12 protein-coding genes are annotated in these 16,385 nt (G+C 69.5%); 7 read left to right on the forward strand and 5 right to left on the reverse strand.

The annotated features are described in order from the left end of the window. Genes ACH4YP_RS41000 through ACH4YP_RS41015 form a run of 4 tightly spaced genes read right to left on the reverse strand, consistent with a single transcriptional unit; the run spans position 1 to position 5,971 of the window. Positions 1–1,599, reverse strand: coding sequence for a class I adenylate-forming enzyme family protein (locus ACH4YP_RS41000; protein ID WP_361070284.1), 1,599 nt, complete (start codon positions 1,597–1,599; stop codon positions 1–3). Positions 1,600–1,640: 41 nt separating this feature from the next. Further along, the gene (locus ACH4YP_RS41005; RefSeq protein WP_361070287.1) at positions 1,641–3,209 is read right to left on the reverse strand and encodes an AMP-binding protein; all 1,569 of its coding nucleotides are present in this window, start codon (positions 3,207–3,209) and stop codon (positions 1,641–1,643) included. Continuing rightward, positions 3,206–5,353 (reverse strand): aminodeoxychorismate synthase component I, encoded by a 2,148-nt coding sequence (gene pabB / locus ACH4YP_RS41010; protein WP_361070289.1) that lies wholly within the window; start codon positions 5,351–5,353, stop codon positions 3,206–3,208. Before pabB ends, ACH4YP_RS41005 begins: the two co-directional genes overlap by 4 nt. 27 nt (positions 5,354–5,380) lie before the next feature. Then, on the reverse strand, positions 5,381–5,971 hold the full coding sequence (locus ACH4YP_RS41015; protein ID WP_361070291.1) for an antibiotic biosynthesis monooxygenase: 591 nt from the start codon (positions 5,969–5,971) through the stop codon (positions 5,381–5,383). 269 nt (positions 5,972–6,240) lie between these two features. On the opposite strand from ACH4YP_RS41015, the gene ACH4YP_RS41020 reads away from it, so the two are divergent. After that, positions 6,241–7,032, forward strand: coding sequence for a DUF3050 domain-containing protein (locus tag ACH4YP_RS41020; RefSeq protein ID WP_398496242.1), 792 nt, complete (start codon positions 6,241–6,243; stop codon positions 7,030–7,032). Between the two features lie 289 nt (positions 7,033–7,321). On the opposite strand, the gene ACH4YP_RS41025 is transcribed toward ACH4YP_RS41020, so the two are convergent. After that, positions 7,322–8,311, reverse strand: a complete 990-nt coding sequence (locus tag ACH4YP_RS41025; protein ID WP_361070297.1) for a LacI family DNA-binding transcriptional regulator — start codon at positions 8,309–8,311, stop codon at positions 7,322–7,324. Between the two features lie 283 nt (positions 8,312–8,594). Between ACH4YP_RS41025 and ACH4YP_RS41030 the strand changes: the two genes are divergently transcribed. The 6 genes from ACH4YP_RS41030 (at position 8,595) to ACH4YP_RS41055 (ending at position 16,373) form a co-directional block, all read left to right on the forward strand. Beyond that, complete coding sequence (locus ACH4YP_RS41030) at positions 8,595–9,521, forward strand: sugar ABC transporter permease (protein ID WP_361070300.1); 927 nt, start codon at positions 8,595–8,597, stop codon at positions 9,519–9,521. Between the two features lie 2 nt (positions 9,522–9,523). Continuing rightward, positions 9,524–10,471, forward strand: a complete 948-nt coding sequence (locus tag ACH4YP_RS41035) for a carbohydrate ABC transporter permease (protein ID WP_398496244.1) — start codon at positions 9,524–9,526, stop codon at positions 10,469–10,471. 91 nt (positions 10,472–10,562) lie between these two features. Next, positions 10,563–11,900 carry a sugar ABC transporter substrate-binding protein gene (locus tag ACH4YP_RS41040; protein WP_361071420.1) on the forward strand — a complete coding sequence of 446 codons (1,338 nt, stop codon included), beginning with the start codon at positions 10,563–10,565 and terminating at the stop codon, positions 11,898–11,900. Between the two features lie 50 nt (positions 11,901–11,950). After that, positions 11,951–13,993: a beta-galactosidase gene (locus ACH4YP_RS41045; protein ID WP_361071423.1), complete on the forward strand. Its 2,043-nt coding sequence runs from the start codon at positions 11,951–11,953 to the stop codon at positions 13,991–13,993. Positions 13,994–14,113: 120 nt separating this feature from the next. Continuing rightward, the gene (locus ACH4YP_RS41050; RefSeq protein WP_361071426.1) at positions 14,114–16,159 is read left to right on the forward strand and encodes a glycoside hydrolase; all 2,046 of its coding nucleotides are present in this window, start codon (positions 14,114–14,116) and stop codon (positions 16,157–16,159) included. A 106-nt stretch (positions 16,160–16,265) separates the two neighbouring features. Continuing rightward, positions 16,266–16,373, forward strand: coding sequence for a LysR family transcriptional regulator (locus ACH4YP_RS41055; RefSeq protein WP_361071429.1), 108 nt, complete (start codon positions 16,266–16,268; stop codon positions 16,371–16,373). Positions 16,374–16,385 lie beyond the last annotated feature (12 nt).

Raw genomic sequence — 16,385 nt, forward strand, 5'->3', positions numbered from 1 at the left:
TCAGGCGCCGCCGGGATGCTCGGCGGTGGTTTTCGCGGTCGCGCTCTCGGTGAGCATGCGGGTGATCTCCACCCGCTTGACCTTCCAGGTGGAGGTCATCGGCAGTTCGTCGAACCGCCACTGCCGCGGGTAGGTCATCTTGGGGAGGTCGGCGGTCGCCTCGTGCCAGCGTTGCAGGTCGAGGGGCTGTTCGCCCCGGACGACCACCACCGGTACCGGCTCGCGGTCGACGCCCGGCACGATGACGACCTCGCGCAGTTCGTCGAGGCGGGACATCAGTGTGTCCTCGATCTCCAGGTTGCTGTGCACGGAGTCGATCTGGTCGATCTCACGGTCGATCAGATAGAGGGCGCCCCAGCGGTTCCGGTAGCCCATGTCGCCCATCTGCCACCAGCCGCCGCCCAGTTGACGGTCGTACTGGTCCTGGGCGCCGAGGTAGGTGAGGATCCGGCCCCTGGTGCGGGCCTCGATACGGCCCGCTGTACCCGGCTGCGTCCGCCGTCCCTCGCTGTCGGCGATCCGGACCCGGGTGAAGCCGGGGATGCCGATGCCGACGCGGCGGCCGTCCGCTTTGGCCGCGCTGCGGCGCGTGTACCACTGGAAGGCGACCGGGCCCGTCTCGCTCTGTCCGTACAGCTGCATCAGCCAGGGCGAGCGCCGGTTCGACGCACCGAGCAGCCGCTGCACGGTGCGCGGGTGGATCGCGTCGAAGGTGCTGCCGTACGAGCGGACGCGGGCCAGTGGTGCGCCGGGGGCGTCGGCCAACTCCTCCCAGAGTACGAAGGTGTTGGGGTGGGTCTCGACGATGCCGGGGCGGTGCCGGGCGAGCAGCGGACCCGCGGCGGCGGGCTCGGGGTCGGTGATGAACAGCAGGGGGCTGCCGAAGTGCAGCAGTACGCCGAGCAGGTGGTAGAAGCGCGAGTGCACGAAGGACATGTGGAGCGCGGCCGTCTCGCCGCGGGTGGGCCAGCCCATGGCCTTCTGCGGTACGAGCCGGTTCCACATGGTGTTCGGGCAGTGCACGGCGAGCTTGGGGATGCCCGTCGTGCCCGAGCTGTGGGTGATGAGCGCGGGTTCGCGCGGGTGCAGCCGGACGGGCCCGTGGGGCGGGGCGCCCGCGTACTTGTCCAGCGGGACCGCTCCGGGAGCGTCGCCCACGCTGAGGGTCTGCCGGACGAGCCGGGCGACCTCGATGTCCTTGAGCTGTCCGGTGAGCTTCGCCCGGTCGGTGACCAGCCACGGCTCGCGGAGCCGCTTCAGGAGCTCGCCGACGACGGGGCCCTGGAGGCCCGGGGAGAGCAGGACGGGGACGGCGCCGATCCGGGAGACGGCACAGGTCAGCAGGACGATGTCGACGTTGTCCGTCTTGTGGACGACGACCTGCTCGGAGGGCCGGACGCCGGCCTCCCACAACCGCCCGGACAGGTCCTCGACCAGGGCGGCCAGGACCGGGTAGCTGAGGTCGAGACCGAGGTCGGGGTTGACGTCCAGCGGCCGGTCCAGGGTGACCGGGACGGCCCCGTGCCGGGCGGCGGCCTGCTGGAACATCGGGCCGAGGTAGAACCCACGATCGGAGAACAGGGACTGCGGCTGTGGCATGTGCCCTTTCCTTTCTGGGGTGTTCGCGGTCGTGGACACGGTCACCACGCTCCCTGGCGTACGAGGTGGCGGCGGAGCTTGCCGGTCGGGGTGCGGGGCAGTGACGGCACGACGTGGACGGTTCGGGGTGCCTTGAAGGGGGCGAGGTGTTCGCGGGCCAGGGCGATGAGTTCGGACTCCAGACCCGACCTGGACGCCGCGAAGGTGGGAGCCGTCGAGGGCGACACGCCGATCACGACGTAGGCCCGCAGCGCGGTCGCGCCGCGCTCGTCGGTGACGGCCGCCACCGCGACCTCGCGTACCGCCGGATGCTTGCGCAGCACGGCCTCCACCTCCAGCGGGGAGACGGTGATGCCGCCGACCAGCTCCATGTCGTCGGCGCGGCCCAAGTGCCGGTAGGTGCCGTCCGGTTCGCGTCGCGCGCGGTCCCGGGTGTTGAGCCAGCCGTCGACGAGGACACGGTCCGTCTCTCCGGGCAGGTTCAGGTAGCCGGGTGTCAACGTCGGTCCCTTGACCCAGAGTTCGCCCTCCGAGCCGTCCGGTACCGGGTGTCCGGCGCGGTCGCGCAGCTCCACGTAGAAGCCGGGGACCGGGCGGCCGACGGTGCCGGGGGTGTTGGCGTCGAGGCTGTTGGCGCAGAAGGCGTGCCCGGCCTCGGTGGAGCCGATCTGTTCCAGGACGGGCGCGCCGAGCAGTTCGGTGACGCGTTCGCCGAGTCCGGCGGGCATGCCCTCGCCGGCCGACACCGCCACACGTACGGAGGCGAAGCAGGCGGCGTGTCCGTCGGCCCGGTCGGCGACCAGGGCGGCGTACGCCGAGGGGACGGAGTAGAGCAGGGTCACCCGGTGGCGGGCGACGAGTTCGTCCACCGCGGCGGGCGAGGGGCGCCGGTCGACCAGTACGGCGGAGGATCCCGAGAAGAGCGGGAAGACGAACGCGTTGCCGAAGCCGTAGGCGAAGAACAGCTTCGACACCGAGAGGGTCACGTCGTCCGGGGTGATGCGCAGCAGCGGGTCGCCGATGAGCTCGTGGTACGTCCCGGGGTCACCGTGGCAGTGCACAACTCCCTTGGGGGTGCCGGTCGTTCCGGAGGTGTACTGGATGTAGAGCGGGGTGCGCGGTCCGGCCGGGTGGGCGCCGGTGGTCGGCGGTGTGCTGCGGGTGAGCGCGACGAGCTGGTCGGCGCCCAGCCTGGTCCGGCCGGTGAACCGCTCCTCCAGTCCCGGCCCGGTCACGCACAGGGCGGCCCCGGCGTCCTCGGCCATGAACTCGTGGTCGGCCGCGGGCAGTTCGGGATTGACGAGGACCGCGACCGCGCCGAGCCGGGCGGTGGCCAGGAAGGCCGTCACCCAGGCGAGGGAGTCGGGCAGCGCGAGCAGTACCCGGTCGCCGGGGCGGACACCGTGGTCGGCGAGCACGCCGGCCGCGCGGGCGGCGAGGTCGTGCACCTCGCCGTGGGTCCAGGCCCGGTGGCCCTGGTGGAAGGCGGGCCGGTCGGTCCAGCCCTGGCCCTCGGCCAGCGCGGCGAGCCCGGAGGCCAGGTTCCCGGCCTCGGTCTCGGTGACACCGCCCGTGTCGGTGGGGTTCGGGGCGGAGGTCGTGGGCGTCATCGGATCTGCTCCTGCAAGGAGACCGGCTCGGCGGTCGTGGACTCGCGGAGGGCACGTAACTGCGCGGCGGTCTTCAGCAGCATCTCGTCGTACTCCGCTTCGGGATCGGAGCCGAGGACGATGGCGCCGCCGGCTCCCAGGTGCATCCGGCCGCCGGTGAAGACGGCGGTACGGATGACGATGTTGAGGTCGGCTCCGCCGCTGCAGCCGAGATAGCCGACGGCCCCGGAGTAGACACCGCGGGCGGCGGTCTCCAGCGAGTCGATGATCTCCATCGTGCGCAGCTTCGGCGCCCCGGTCATCGAGCCGCCGGGGAAGCAGGCGCGTACGCAGTCCACGGCCTCCGTGCCTTCGCGGAGGCGGCCCTCGACGGTGGAGACGAGCTGGTGCACGGTGGCGTACGTCTCGGTGGCCATGAGGCGCGGCACCCGGACCGTGCCGGTCTCGCAGACCCGCCCCAGGTCGTTGCGGAGCAGGTCGACGATCATCAGGTTCTCGGCGCGGGTCTTGGCGTCCGCGGCGAGCGAGTCCCTCAGCCGGGCGTCCTCCTCCGGCCGGTCGTCGCGGGGCGCGGTGCCCTTGATCGGCTTGGCCTCGGCGATGCCGTCCCGGGTGATCCGCAGGAAGCGCTCGGGGGACGCGCCGGCCACGGCCAGGTCACCGAACCGCAGGAAGGCCGCGTAGGGCGCCGGGTTGATGCGCCGGAGCACCCGGTAGTAGGCCAACGGGTCGGGCGGCGCCGGTAGTTCGGCGGCGTCGGTGAGACAGATCTCGTAGCTGGTGCCGGCGTTCAGCTCGCGCTTGCAGGCCTCGATGTCGGCGAGATAGGTATCCCGGTCGCGCACCAGCCAGGGTTCGGCGGCGTGCAGGTCCGGCTCGGACGCGGCCGGCGGGGTCACGGCGGGCCCGGCCGCCGGCACGAAGCTCAGCTGCGCCACCGCCCTGTCGAGCCAGTCGCCGGCGTCCCGCGCGCCCTGCGGGGTGTCCTCCGCCAGGCAGACCGCGTAGGTGAAGCCTTCCTGGTGGTCGACCGCGATCAGCCGGTCGGCGAAGAGCCAGGAGGCGTCCGGGGTGTCGGCCCGGTGCCGGTTCGGCGAGCCGCAGTCGGCCTTGAGCTCGTAGCCGAAGTAGCCGACGTAGCCGCCGGTGAAGTCGAAGGGCAGCTCGCCGGCGTCCACCCGGCGGGTCGCCAACTGCCGCTTCAGATAGTCGAAGACGCTGGCCTGCACCTTGCGCGGGGGCCGCCCGGGCCGCTCGACCTCACAGACACCGGACTCGACGTCGTACCGTACGAACTCGGCCAGCGGACCGGTGCCGTCGCCGAAGAACGAGAAGCGGGACTGCCCCTCCTCGACCCGCGAGCTGTCCAGCCAGAACGCCCTGGGCGCGTCGGCGCACATCCGGGTGAAGGCCGTCTCGGTGTCCACGGCGGTCGCGATCCGGCGGCTGTGCAGCCGGTGGCCGACGGGCGCGGAGCGCCGGGGGCGGGGCACGAACGCCTTGGCCGCGCCGCCTTCCGCTCGGGGCTCCCGCGGCCGGGACTTGGCCAGGCGGACCCCGCGACTGCGCGCCGCGGTGAGGCCTCGGAAGTTCAGGAACAGCCGGTGGCCGTACTCGGTGAGGATCGACTCGGGGTGGAACTGCACGCCCCACAGCGGCCGGGTGCGGTGTCTCAGCCCCATCAGGACGCCGTCCTCGGCCCAGGCGGTGCCCTTGAGGCTCGCCGGGAGTGGTTCCCGTACGGACAGCGAGTGGTAGCGGACCGCGGTGAAGTCCTGCGGGAGTCCGCTGAACAGGCCCTCGCCCGTGTGCCGGATTCTGGAGAGATGGCCGTGCCGGGGCTCCGGTGCGGCCGTCACCCGGGCGCTCTCGCCAGCCGCGATGCCCTGGTGTCCGAGGCAGACGCCGAGGACGGGGATCGCGGCCTCGGCCAGCACCGTGGCGCTGATGCCGAAGTCACGGGCCTGGGCGGGGTGCCCCGGTCCCGGGGAAACCACCACGTTGTCGAACCCCCGGAGGTCCGGAAGATCGTCGGCCGAGGCGTCGTTGAGGACCACCACCGGCTCCTCGCCGTTGACCTCGGCAATCAGCTGGAACAGGTTGTATGTGTACGAGTCATAATTGTCGATGAGCAGGGTCTTCACCCGCCCACCCCCCTTTTTTGGTCGTTCTCAGCCTTGCGCAGCCCGTCGTTTGTGCCGTCCACGGATCGCTTGCAACGGCGGGTACAGCCATTTCTTGAAGAAACGCTGCAGCCGCGGCATGAGAATCCACGTGACAATGGCCGTCACGGCCAGGCAGAGGAACAAGGTGCGGATGAGAGGGTTGAAGTCACCGAGGTAAGGAAGCACCAACAAATTGAATATGAGGACGGGAGGGAAGACCGCGCTCATATTCACGAACCATAACTTCCACTTCGGTGGCGGACGTGGTGCCGCCGCGGAAGGCGTTTCGGTCAGGGACTCGAACCAGGCCTTCGACCCCCGCACGGTCCGCCGGCCCGTCTCACGGGCCAGCGTCTCCCCACGGGCCTGCCACTCCGCCCGCTCGACCGAGTTGTCCCAGGCCAGGGCGGAACCTTCACTGGTGAAGCGGTAGACCACATGCCACTCCGCCTCTCCGTCGACAAGTACGCCACCGCCAAGAAAGCCCGGTTCCTGCGCGGTCGCACGCAGCACGCCCCACCCCCAGGAGTGGAACTCGGCCTCGCGGCCCGGCACCACTCGATACGCGACGGTGACGGTAACGGGATTCCTGGTCACGCCTCTGAATACGGAAAGGCAACTCCTGATGTTCAACTCTCAACGGAGTTTTTGCGCGCAGCCGAGAAAGCGGCACTTTGTCATCCTTCTGCCCGCCTTGATGGCTTTTGTCATGGCGTACTTCGGGTAACATTTGTCAATTCCTGAAACCACTTGCCGGGTTCTCGAGCAAAGCGGCACCATCGGTCGCGGGGGCACCGTTCGCCGGCGACGTGAAGAGCCGAACGTCGAGCCGAATAAGCCGGATCTGAAAAGCAAGAAGGAGACCCATGTCCAGGTATGACTGGAGCATGACCCACGAGGGAATCGATCGGGCGCGCGCCGAGATCGAACCGGCCCGAAAAGAAGTGACCGCCCATCCGATTTACCAGCGGATAAGTACCCGGGAGGACATGGCGACCTTCATGGAGCACCACGTCTTCGCGGTGTGGGACTTCATGTCGCTCCTGAAGTCCCTCCAGCGGGAGCTGACGTGTGTGGACGTCCCCTGGGTGCCGCGGGGCTCGCAGGTGAGCCGACGGCTCATCAACGACATCGTGCTGGTGGAGGAGAGCGACGAGCTGGACGGTGGCTTCACCAGCCACTTCGAGCTCTACCGGGGCGGCATGATCGAGGCCGGAGCGGACACCTCACGCCTCGACACGTTCCTCGCACTGCTCGGGGAGGGCCATGACGTACAGGCGGCGCTGCGGGCCGCCCAAGTACCCGGCCCCGCGGCCGAGTTCGTCACCACGACGTTCGGGATCATCCTCGACAGGCCCCTCCACTGCCAGGCGGCGGCCTTCGCGTTCTCCCGGGAGGACCTCATCCCGGACATGTTCGACCAGGTGATCAAGAAGGAGGGCTCCGACCGGTTCCCGATCTTCTGCGACTACCTGGCCCGGCACATCGAGGTGGACGGCGAGGAGCACACACCCATGGCCATGGCCATGGTGGCGGACCTCTGCCGCGACGACGACACCCGCTGGAAGGAAGCCGCGGAGACGGCGACCCTCGCGCTGGAGGCCAGGTCCCGCCTCTGGGACGCGATCGTGGAGGCCATGGAACAGCCGGACAACTGATCCCGGTTCCCGGGCGGGCCCTCCCCGGGGCCAGGCCCTCCTGGCCGGCCCGCCCTCGGTACTTCGCTCGGCCCCCATGGCCCCGACCGGCCGGCCGAGCCGACGGCTCCCCCGGACCGCTTGACCGCACGTCGCCATCCCCGCGGCCCGCCTCACGGCCATGCGCCCGGCGTCCCGCGCCGTACGCAGAACCCCGCCCCGCCCCATTAGAGGCGCGGGGCACCGCGCGACCGGCCACGAGGCACCCGCGGACGACGACGCACGGCACGTCCGGCGGAGCGCCGAGCGCTCAGCCCACCCGCGGCGCCGCCGTACTGTCGCGCACCACGAGCCGCGTCGGCACGAGCGTGGTCCCGTGTTCCGGCGTGTCGTGGCGCATCTGCCGCAGCACGCCCTCGACACAGCGGCGTCCCACCTCGGCGAAGTCCTGGTGGACGGTGGTCAGGGGAGGCAGGAAGGAGCCCGCCTCGGGGATGTCGTCGAAGCCGATGACGCTGACGTCGTCGGGCACGTACCGGCCCTGCTCGTGCAGGGCCCGCAGCAGGCCCAGCGCCATCTGGTCGTTGGCCGCGAACACCGCCGTGCACTCCCGCTGCGCGGCGAGTTCGAGGCCGGCCCGGTAGCCGGACTCGGCCGACCAGTCGCCGCGCACCAGCGGCGGCGCCGTGCAGCCCGCCTCGGTGAGTTCGGCACGCCAGGCGTCGGCGCGGCGCTGGGCCGCGAAGGACTCCTCGGGACCGGCCAGGTGCCAGACGGTCCGGTGGCCGAGGTCGAGCAGATACCGCACCGCGGCGCGGGTCCCGCCGGCCTGGTCGGTGTCGACCACGGTGTAGCGGTCGCCCGCGTCCGAATCGGCCACGACGACCTGGATGTGGGGCGGCAGGGTGAGGGCCACCGCGTCCAGCAGATGCACCTCAAGGATGACGATGACGGCGTCGACGGCCAGTTCCCCCAGCCTGGAGAAGGCGCCACGCACCTCGTCCTGCGTGGGAACGGCGACGGGCAGCAGCGTGACCGCGTACCCCTCGTGCGCCGCGGAGGTGGCGATCGCCTCCAGCGTGCGCACGTTGCCCGTGGTGGAGAGGCCGAAGGTGATGACGCCTATCGTGCGGAACTCGCCGCGCTTGAGCGCCCGGGCGGCGCTGTTGGGCCGGTAGCCCAGTTCCCGCATGGCCGCCAGCACCTGCTGCCGGGTCTCCTCGTTCACGCCCGCGTAACCGTTCGACACCCGCGAGACGGTCTGCGAGGAGACGCCCGCCAGTCGGGCGACATCCGCCATGGACGCGCTCTGCGTCCGGCGTGAGGCCCGTTTTCCGGCACGTGCCGACGCCTTCGGCCTGCTCACCGAGGCGCTGTCCGCTGTGTCCACCCGTCTCCCTCGCCGTTCGAGCCGCAGTTTCCTCAAATGACCCTTGACCACCGTCAACGGGGCAGTGTAGACATGCCGCCATCAGATGTTTACGTAAACATAACAGGCCACGACCTGCTTGGGGACTGGATGTTTACGCAAACATCAGCGGCGCACGACGCCGGGTTCGCGAGAGGGACGAGCGAGGAACGACATGACGACGCTACAACCGCCGGCGGCAGCCAAGCGGCGCCCGAACCGGCCTCCGGCGAAACGGGATCGCCGCTCCTGGACGGGGTGGGGTTTCATCGGTCCCTTCGTGGCCGTGTTCGCCCTCGTCTTCCTGGCACCGATCGTGTACTCGATCTACCTCAGCCTGTTCCGGGACCAGCTGATCGGTGGCACCACCTTCGTCGGGCTGGACAACTACACCCAGGCGCTCAAGGACGACCGGTTCTGGGACTCGCTCGCACGGGTCTCGCTCTTCCTGGCCGTCCAGGTTCCGATCATGCTCGGTATCGCCCTGCTGATCGCCCTCGCACTGGACAGCGGACGCCTGTACGGCAAGGACTTCTTCCGCATCGTGATCTTCCTGCCGTACGCCGTGCCCGCCGTGGTCGCCACCCTGATGTGGGGCTTCATGTACGGCACGAAGTACGGACTGGTGGGCGACATCAACTCGGCCTTCGACGTCACCCTGCCCGACCCGCTCTCGTCCGACCTGATCCTGGCGTCGATCGGCAACATCGTGACCTGGGAGTTCATCGGCTACAACATGCTGATCTTCTACTCCGCGCTACGGGTCATCCCACAGTCGCTCTACGAGGCCGCGGAGATCGACGGCGCCGGACAGTTCCGCGTCATCAGCGCGATCAAGCTCCCCGCGATCCGTGGTGCCCTCGTCATCGCGACGATCTTCTCGATCATCGGCAGCTTCCAGCTCTTCAACGAGCCGGCCATCCTGCGGCCGATCGCGCGCAACGCCATCACGACCGACTTCACCCCGAACTTCTACACGTACTCGCTGTCCTTCAACGGCCAGCAGCACAACTACTCCGCGGCGGTCGCCATCATCATGGGCCTGATCACCATGGTCATCGCCTATGTCGTGCAGCTCCGCGGCATGCGCAAGGGAGCGTGAACATGAGCAGCTCCGTCACCACCGCCTCCCAGCCCGCACCCGCCCAGAACTCCGGCGGCTCCAAGGGCGTGCCCCGTCTGCGCACACGCCGCGGCCACGTTCCCGGGCGCCCCAAGCGCAGTGTGCTGCTGACCGTCCTCACCGGCCTGGTCCTGCTCTACACCGTGGTGCCCCTGGTGTGGCTGGTCATCAGCGCCACCAAGACCCAGGACGGGCTCGCCGATTCGTCGGGGCTTTGGTTCAGCAACGACTTCGCCCTCTGGGACAACATCAGCCAGACGTTCTCGTACCACGACGGCATCTTCGTCCGCTGGCTGCTGAACACCCTGTTGTACGTGGTGCTCGGTGCCGGTGGCGCCACCCTCCTGGCGATCCTGGGCGGCTACGCGCTGGCGAAGTTCACCTTCCCCGGGAAGCGCGCCGTGTTCGCCGTGGTCATCGGTGCCGTCGCCGTCCCGGGCACCGCGCTGGCGGTGCCCACCTTCCTGATGTTCAGCAAGATGGGGCTCACGGACACCCCGTGGGCGGTGATCATCCCCTCGCTCGTCTCACCCTTCGGCCTGTATCTGATGTGGGTCTTCGCCACCGAGGCGATCCCGGGCGAACTGATGGAGGCCGCCCGGATCGACGGAGCGGGCGAGATCCGCACCTTCTTCCAGGTGGCCCTGCCACTGCTCGCCCCCGGCACCGTGACCGTGCTGCTGTTCACCACGGTCGCCACCTGGAACAACTACTTCCTGCCGTTGATCATGATCAAGGACCCGGACTGGTATCCCCTAACCCTGGGTCTGGACGCCTGGAACAACCAGGCCCAGACGATCGGCGGTGACGTGATCTTCAACCTGGTGATCACCGGTTCGCTGCTCACCATCATCCCGCTGATCGCCGCGTTCCTGCTGCTGCAGAGGTTCTGGCAGTCCGGGCTCGCCGCCGGAAGCGTCAAGGAGTAGCCCGGCCCTCAAGGGCCTCTCGGTCCCATCTCTTTCACCTTCATCTCTCACCCTCACCCTGTCCCACCCACGAAGAAGTGGAAGCACCTCCATGCGCAGAACCACACGCCGCCTGATGCGCGGCCTCGCCGTCCTCTCCGTCCTCGCCCTGGGCGCGACCGCCTGCGGCGGCTCCGACGACGACAGCTCCGGCCAGAAGCCGGTCTCCGCCGACGACATCCAGGCGGCCCTCAAGAAGGGCGGCTCGGTCACGGTCTGGGCCTGGGAGCCCACGCTCAAGTCGGTCGCCGCCGACTTCCAGAAGAAGTACCCCAAGGTCAAGATCAACCTCGTCGGCGAGCGCTCCGGCGACAAGCACTACACGGCCCTGTCGAACGCGATCTCGGCCAAGAAGGGCGTCCCCGACGTCGCGCAGGTCGAGTACTTCGCGATGAGCCAGTACGCCCTCACCAAGGGCCTCAGCGACCTGACCCCCTTCGGCGCGGACAAGCTCAAGTCCAAGTACACCCCGGGCCCGTGGAACGCGGTGAGCGAGGGCAAGGCGACCTACGGCCTGCCGATGGACTCCGGCCCGATGGCGTTGTTCTACAACAAGAAGGTCTTCGACAAGTACAAGATCGCCGTCCCGACCACCTGGGACGAGTACGTCGAGGCGGCCCGCAAGCTGCACGAGGCCGACTCCAAGATCTTCATCGCCGCCGACGCCGGCGACGCCGGTCTCACCACCAGCCTGCTGTGGCAGACCGGTTCGCGTCCCTACAAGGTCGACGGCACCAAGGTGAAGATCGACTTCAACGACGCGGGCGCCAAGAAGTACACCGCCACCTGGCAGAAGCTCATCGACGAGAAGCTCGTCGCCCCCATCAACGGCTGGACCGACGACTGGTACAAGGGCCTGGGCGACGGCACCATCGCCACCCTGCCCAGCGGCGCCTGGATGCCCGCCAACTTCGTCACCGGCGTGAAGAACGCCTCCGGTGACTGGCGGGCGGCCCCGATGCCGGCCTGGACCAAGGGCGACAAGGCGAGCACGGAGAACGGCGGCAGCGCGCTGACCGTGCCCGCGCTGGGCAAGAACAAGGAACTCGCCTACGCCTTCGTCGAGTACGCGAACTCCGGTGACGGCGTCGCGACCCGTATCAAGGAGGGCGCCTTCCCGGCGACCACCGCGGAGCTCCAGGACAGCGCGTTCCAGAACAAGGAGTTCCCGTACTTCGGCGGCCAGAAGGCCAACCAGATCTTCGCCGAGTCGGCCGCCAACGTCGCCTCCGACTGGTCGTACCTGCCCTTCCAGCAGTACGCCAACTCGATCTTCAACGACACCGTCGGCAAGGCCTACATCAGCGACACCAAGCTCTCCGCCGGGCTGCAGGCCTGGCAGGACGCCTCCATCAAGTACGGCAAGGAACAGGGCTTCACCGTCGAGTAGTTCGACACACGCCCCCACTCCGCCCCCTGTGCCACACCGGAAGGACCACGATGATCTCCACCCTCCTGTCCCAGCTGAACGGGCCGGACGGTGACTCCACCCCACGCCTCGCGTACGGCGCCGACTACAACCCCGAGCAGTGGCCTCGCGAGGTGTGGGAGGAGGACGTACGGCTGATGCGTGAGGCCGGCGTCAACCTGGTCTCCGTGGGGATCTTCTCCTGGGCCCGCATCCAGCCGGCCCAGGACCAGTGGGACTTCGGCTGGCTCGACGAGATCATGGGCCTGTTGCACGCGGGCGGCATCGGGGTCGACCTGGCCACCGCCACCGCGTCCCCGCCGCCCTGGCTCACCACGGCGCACCCGGAGATCCTTCCGGTGACCGCCTCCGGTGAGACGGTGTGGCCGGGGGCGCGGCAGCACTGGCGGCCCACCTCGCCCGTCTTCCGCGACCACGCGCTGCGCCTGGTGCGGAAGATGGCCGAGCGGTACGCGGACCATCCCGCGCTCGTGGCCTGGCACATCTCCAACGAGCTGGGCTGCCACAACATCTACGACTTCTCGGACGACGCGGCCCGTGCCTTCCGCGACTGGCTGCGCGACCGGTACACCACCCTCGACGCCCTCAACCACGCCTGGGGCACGGCCTTCTGGTCGCAGCGCTACAGCGACTGGGAGCAGATCCTGCCGCCGCGGCTGGCCGCCTCCCACCCGAACCCGACTCAGCAACTGGACTTCAAGCGCTTCTCCTCCGACGCGCTGAAGGAGTACCTGCGCGCGGAGCGGGACGTGCTGCGGGAGATCACGCCGGGCGTGCCGGTCACCACCAACTTCATGGTGATGGGCAACACCAAGGGCATGAACTACCCGGACTGGGCGGGCGAGATCGACTTCGTCTCCAACGACCACTACGTCCATCCGGGCCCGCAGGACCGCGACGAGCTGTCGTTCTCCGCGAACCTCACCAGCGGTATCGCGAGCGGCCGTCCGTGGTTCCTGATGGAGCACTCCACCAGCGCCGTCAACTGGCAGCCCGTCAACGTGGCCAAGCGGCCCGGCGACCTGGCCCGCGACTCGCTGCTGCACGTCGCGCACGGCGCCGACGCCGTGTGCTACTTCCAGTGGCGCCAGTCCGCGGCCGGCGCCGAGAAGTACCACTCCGCGATGGTGCCGCACGCCGGTGCCGACAGCGAGGTCTTCCGCGCGGTCACCGCCCTCGGCCAGACCCTCAGGACGCTGGCGCCGATCGCGGGCACCGAGCGCGAGCCCTCCCGGGTCGGGATCGTCTTCGACTGGGAGTCGTGGTGGGCGAGCGAGCAGGACTCGCACCCGACCGCCCTGCTCGACTACCGCCAGGAGGCGCTGGACTGGTACTCCGCCCTCCTCGCCCTCGGCGTCCGGGCCGACGTCGTCACCACCACGGCCGACCTCGGCCGCTACGACGTGCTGATCGCACCCGTGCTGCACGTGATCCCGGCGCCCCTGGCCAAGGAGCTGACGCGGTACGCCGAGACCGGCGGCCACCTGGTCACCACGTACTTCTCCGGTGTCGTCGACGAGAACGACCACATCTGGCTCGGCGGCCACCCCGGAGCGCTGCGCGACCTCCTCGGCATCCGAATCGAGGAGTTCGGACCGCTGCTCGACGGTGACAGCGTCGGCCTGGACGGCGCCGGCACGGGCACCCTGTGGACCGACCGGATCACCGTCACCGACCCGGCGGTTGAGGTGCTGGCCCACTACAGCACCGGTACGTACGCGGGCATGCCCGCCGTCACCCGCCGTGCGGCGGGGCAGGGTTCGGCCTCGTACGTCTCCACCCGGCTCGGCGTCGAGGGGCTGGCCGGTCTGCTGCCGGAGCTGCTCGGCCCGGCCGGCGTCCGGAGCGAACTGCCCGCCGACGCACGGGGTTCGGTCGAGCAGACCGTACGCCGCGGGCCCGACGGCCGTTTCCTGTTCCTGGTCAACCGGACCGACGAGAGCGTGCCGCTGACCGGCCTCTCGGGTGAGGTCCTGGTCGGTGACACCGACGCCGAGGGCGCTCTCGTCCTCGGGCCGAGGGACGTCGCCGTGGTGCGGCAGCCCGCCACCTGACCCACGCACCCGCACACCGCCGACTCCTCGAACGTCGCCGCATCCGTTCGAGGGCCATCCCTCCTGCCCGACGGGCGGGGGGTCAACCGCAGCGACCACCACCGCAGTTGGGAGCACACGATGGCACGCCGCACCCGCAACAGACGGCTCCTCGGAGCCGCCGGCCTCACCGCCCTGGCCACCGGGGCCGCCCTGGTCTCCGCCCCGTCGTCCACCGCACAGGTCACAGCGGCCGACACCGCCGCCGTGACCGTGCGGCCCGACCCCTCGTACGAGCAGCAGAAGTTCGAGGGCTGGGGCACCAGCCTGGTCTGGTTCGCCAACGCCACCGGCGACTACCCCAAGGAGATACGCGAGAAGCTCGCCAAGCTCCTCTTCGGTGACGACGGCCTGGCGCTCAACATCGCCCGCTACAACATCGGCGGTGGCAACGCCCCGGACGTCAAGGACTACCTGCGCCCCGGCGGCGCGGTCGAGGGCTGGTGGAAGGCCCCGGACGGCACCACCCGCGAGGACACCGACTGGTGGAGCGCCGACGACCCGGCGGACTGGAACAAGAACGCCGACGCGACCCAGCGCTGGTGGGTCGACCGCATCAAGAACGACATCGACCACTGGGAGACGTTCAGCAACTCCCCGCCGTGGTTCATGACGAAGAGCGGCTATGTCTCCGGCGGGTTCAACGCCACCGACGACCAGCTCAAGACCGAGTCGGTCGACGACTTCGCCGCCTACATGGCGGGGGCGACCAAGCGTCTCGAGAAGGCCGAGGGCATCAAGGTCGACACGATCGACCCGTTCAACGAGCCCAACACCAACTACTGGAGCACCCGCCTGGGCGCCGACGGCGAGCCCGTCGGAGGCCGCCAGGAAGGGGCGCACATCGGCCCCGAGCTCCAGCAGAAGGTCATCAAAGCCCTGGCCCCGGCGCTGAAGAAGGCGAAGACCAAGGCGGAGATCTCCGCGATGGACGAGACCAACCCGTCCATCTTCTCGACGAACTGGAACACCTACCCGCAGGAAGTGCGGGACCTCGTCGGCCAGATGAACGTCCACACCTACGGCACCGGTCAGCGCACCACCGTACGTGACCTGGCCAAGGCGGCCGACAAACCGCTGTGGCAGAGCGAGGTCGAGGGCGACTGGGGTGACGGCCAGAGCTTCACGGACATGCGGCCGGGCCTCGGTCTCGCCCAGCGCATCGTCGACGACCTGCGTGAACTGGAGCCCAAGGCCTGGGTGTTCTGGCAGCCCGTCGAGGACTACGACAACATGAAGCCGGGCGGCGAGTCGGCCAAGGGCGGCAACTGGGGCAGTATCCAGCTCCCGTTCAGCTGCACCTCGAAGGACACCCTCAAGTCGTGCCCGATCTACACGAACACGAAGTTCGACACGGCCCGCAACTTCACGCACTACATCAAGCCCGGTGACCGGCTGATCAAGACCGACGACACCTCCAGCGCCGCCGCCGTCTCCAAGAAGGGCAACGGCGCCACCGTCGTCCACGTCAACAGCACCGCCGACGCCCGCGCGGTCACGGTCGACCTGTCGAAGTTCGGCAAGGTCAGCCGCAGCGCCACCGTCACCCCGGTCGTGACCAGCGCCGACGGCAAGCTCGAACGCCACAGGGCCGTCAAGGTCAGTGACCGCAAGGCCACCTTCACCGTGCCCGCGCAGTCCGTGACCTCCTTCGTCGTCAAGGGTGTCTCGGGTGTCGCGAAGGACGCGGCCGAGCTGCGGAAGGGCCACAGCTACGAGCTGACCGGCGTCCAGAGCGGCAAGGCACTCACCGTCGCCGACAACGGCACGGGCCTCGTCATCAGGACCTCGGCGGGAGACGCGGCCGGCCAGGAGTGGAAGCTGCGGCAGATCTCCGGGGACACCGGCAACCGGCAGCGGTACGTCTTCACCAACCCGGTGGAGGGCAAGCGCCTGGCGGTCCGTGACGGCTCCCCCGTCCTGGAGGCCGACTCCGGCCCGCGCGACAGGGCCACCCAGTGGATCATGTCGACGACCGGCGACGGCACCTGGACCCTCGTCAACGCCGCCACCGGACGGCTTCTGGAGGTCGGCGGCCAGGCCACGAACGACGGAGCCGCCGTCACACTGTGGACGCCCAACTCCGGCGCCAACCAGCGCTGGAAAGTCACGGACGTGACCGACTAGGACCGGCCACCGCCCGGGCAGGCACCCGGACGCACCTTCTGTCGCACATCTCTGTGCCCGCCGTCACGCACGGCGGGCACAGAGGCGTGTTGGCGGACGTTCCTCCGTGTCAAGCGCGGTGCGCGCGCTGGGCACCCCGCTGTTCGACCGCACCACACACCGGGTCTCCCTGACCCCGGCCGGTGAGGTCGGTGGCCGAAAACGCATGAGCTGAACATCCGTTCCC

The sequence above is a fragment of the Streptomyces sp. NPDC020747 genome (genome assembly GCF_044334695.1).
Classification (GTDB): Bacteria; Actinomycetota; Actinomycetes; order Streptomycetales; family Streptomycetaceae; genus Streptomyces.

What these genes read in the sequence shown, in the direction of transcription:
- ACH4YP_RS41000 (WP_361070284.1), bottom strand. Translation starts at nt 1,599, where the DNA reads ATGCCACAGCCGCAGTCCCTGTTCTCCGATCGTGGGTTCTACCTCGGC.
- ACH4YP_RS41005 (WP_361070287.1), bottom strand. Translation starts at nt 3,209, where the DNA reads ATGACGCCCACGACCTCCGCCCCGAACCCCACCGACACGGGCGGTGTC.
- ACH4YP_RS41020 (WP_398496242.1), top strand. Translation starts at nt 6,241, where the DNA reads ATGTCCAGGTATGACTGGAGCATGACCCACGAGGGAATCGATCGGGCG.
- ACH4YP_RS41025 (WP_361070297.1), bottom strand. Translation starts at nt 8,311, where the DNA reads ATGGCGGATGTCGCCCGACTGGCGGGCGTCTCCTCGCAGACCGTCTCG.
- ACH4YP_RS41030 (WP_361070300.1), top strand. Translation starts at nt 8,595, where the DNA reads ATGACGACGCTACAACCGCCGGCGGCAGCCAAGCGGCGCCCGAACCGG.
- ACH4YP_RS41035 (WP_398496244.1), top strand. Translation starts at nt 9,524, where the DNA reads ATGAGCAGCTCCGTCACCACCGCCTCCCAGCCCGCACCCGCCCAGAAC.
- ACH4YP_RS41040 (WP_361071420.1), top strand. Translation starts at nt 10,563, where the DNA reads ATGCGCAGAACCACACGCCGCCTGATGCGCGGCCTCGCCGTCCTCTCC.
- ACH4YP_RS41045 (WP_361071423.1), top strand. Translation starts at nt 11,951, where the DNA reads ATGATCTCCACCCTCCTGTCCCAGCTGAACGGGCCGGACGGTGACTCC.
- ACH4YP_RS41050 (WP_361071426.1), top strand. Translation starts at nt 14,114, where the DNA reads ATGGCACGCCGCACCCGCAACAGACGGCTCCTCGGAGCCGCCGGCCTC.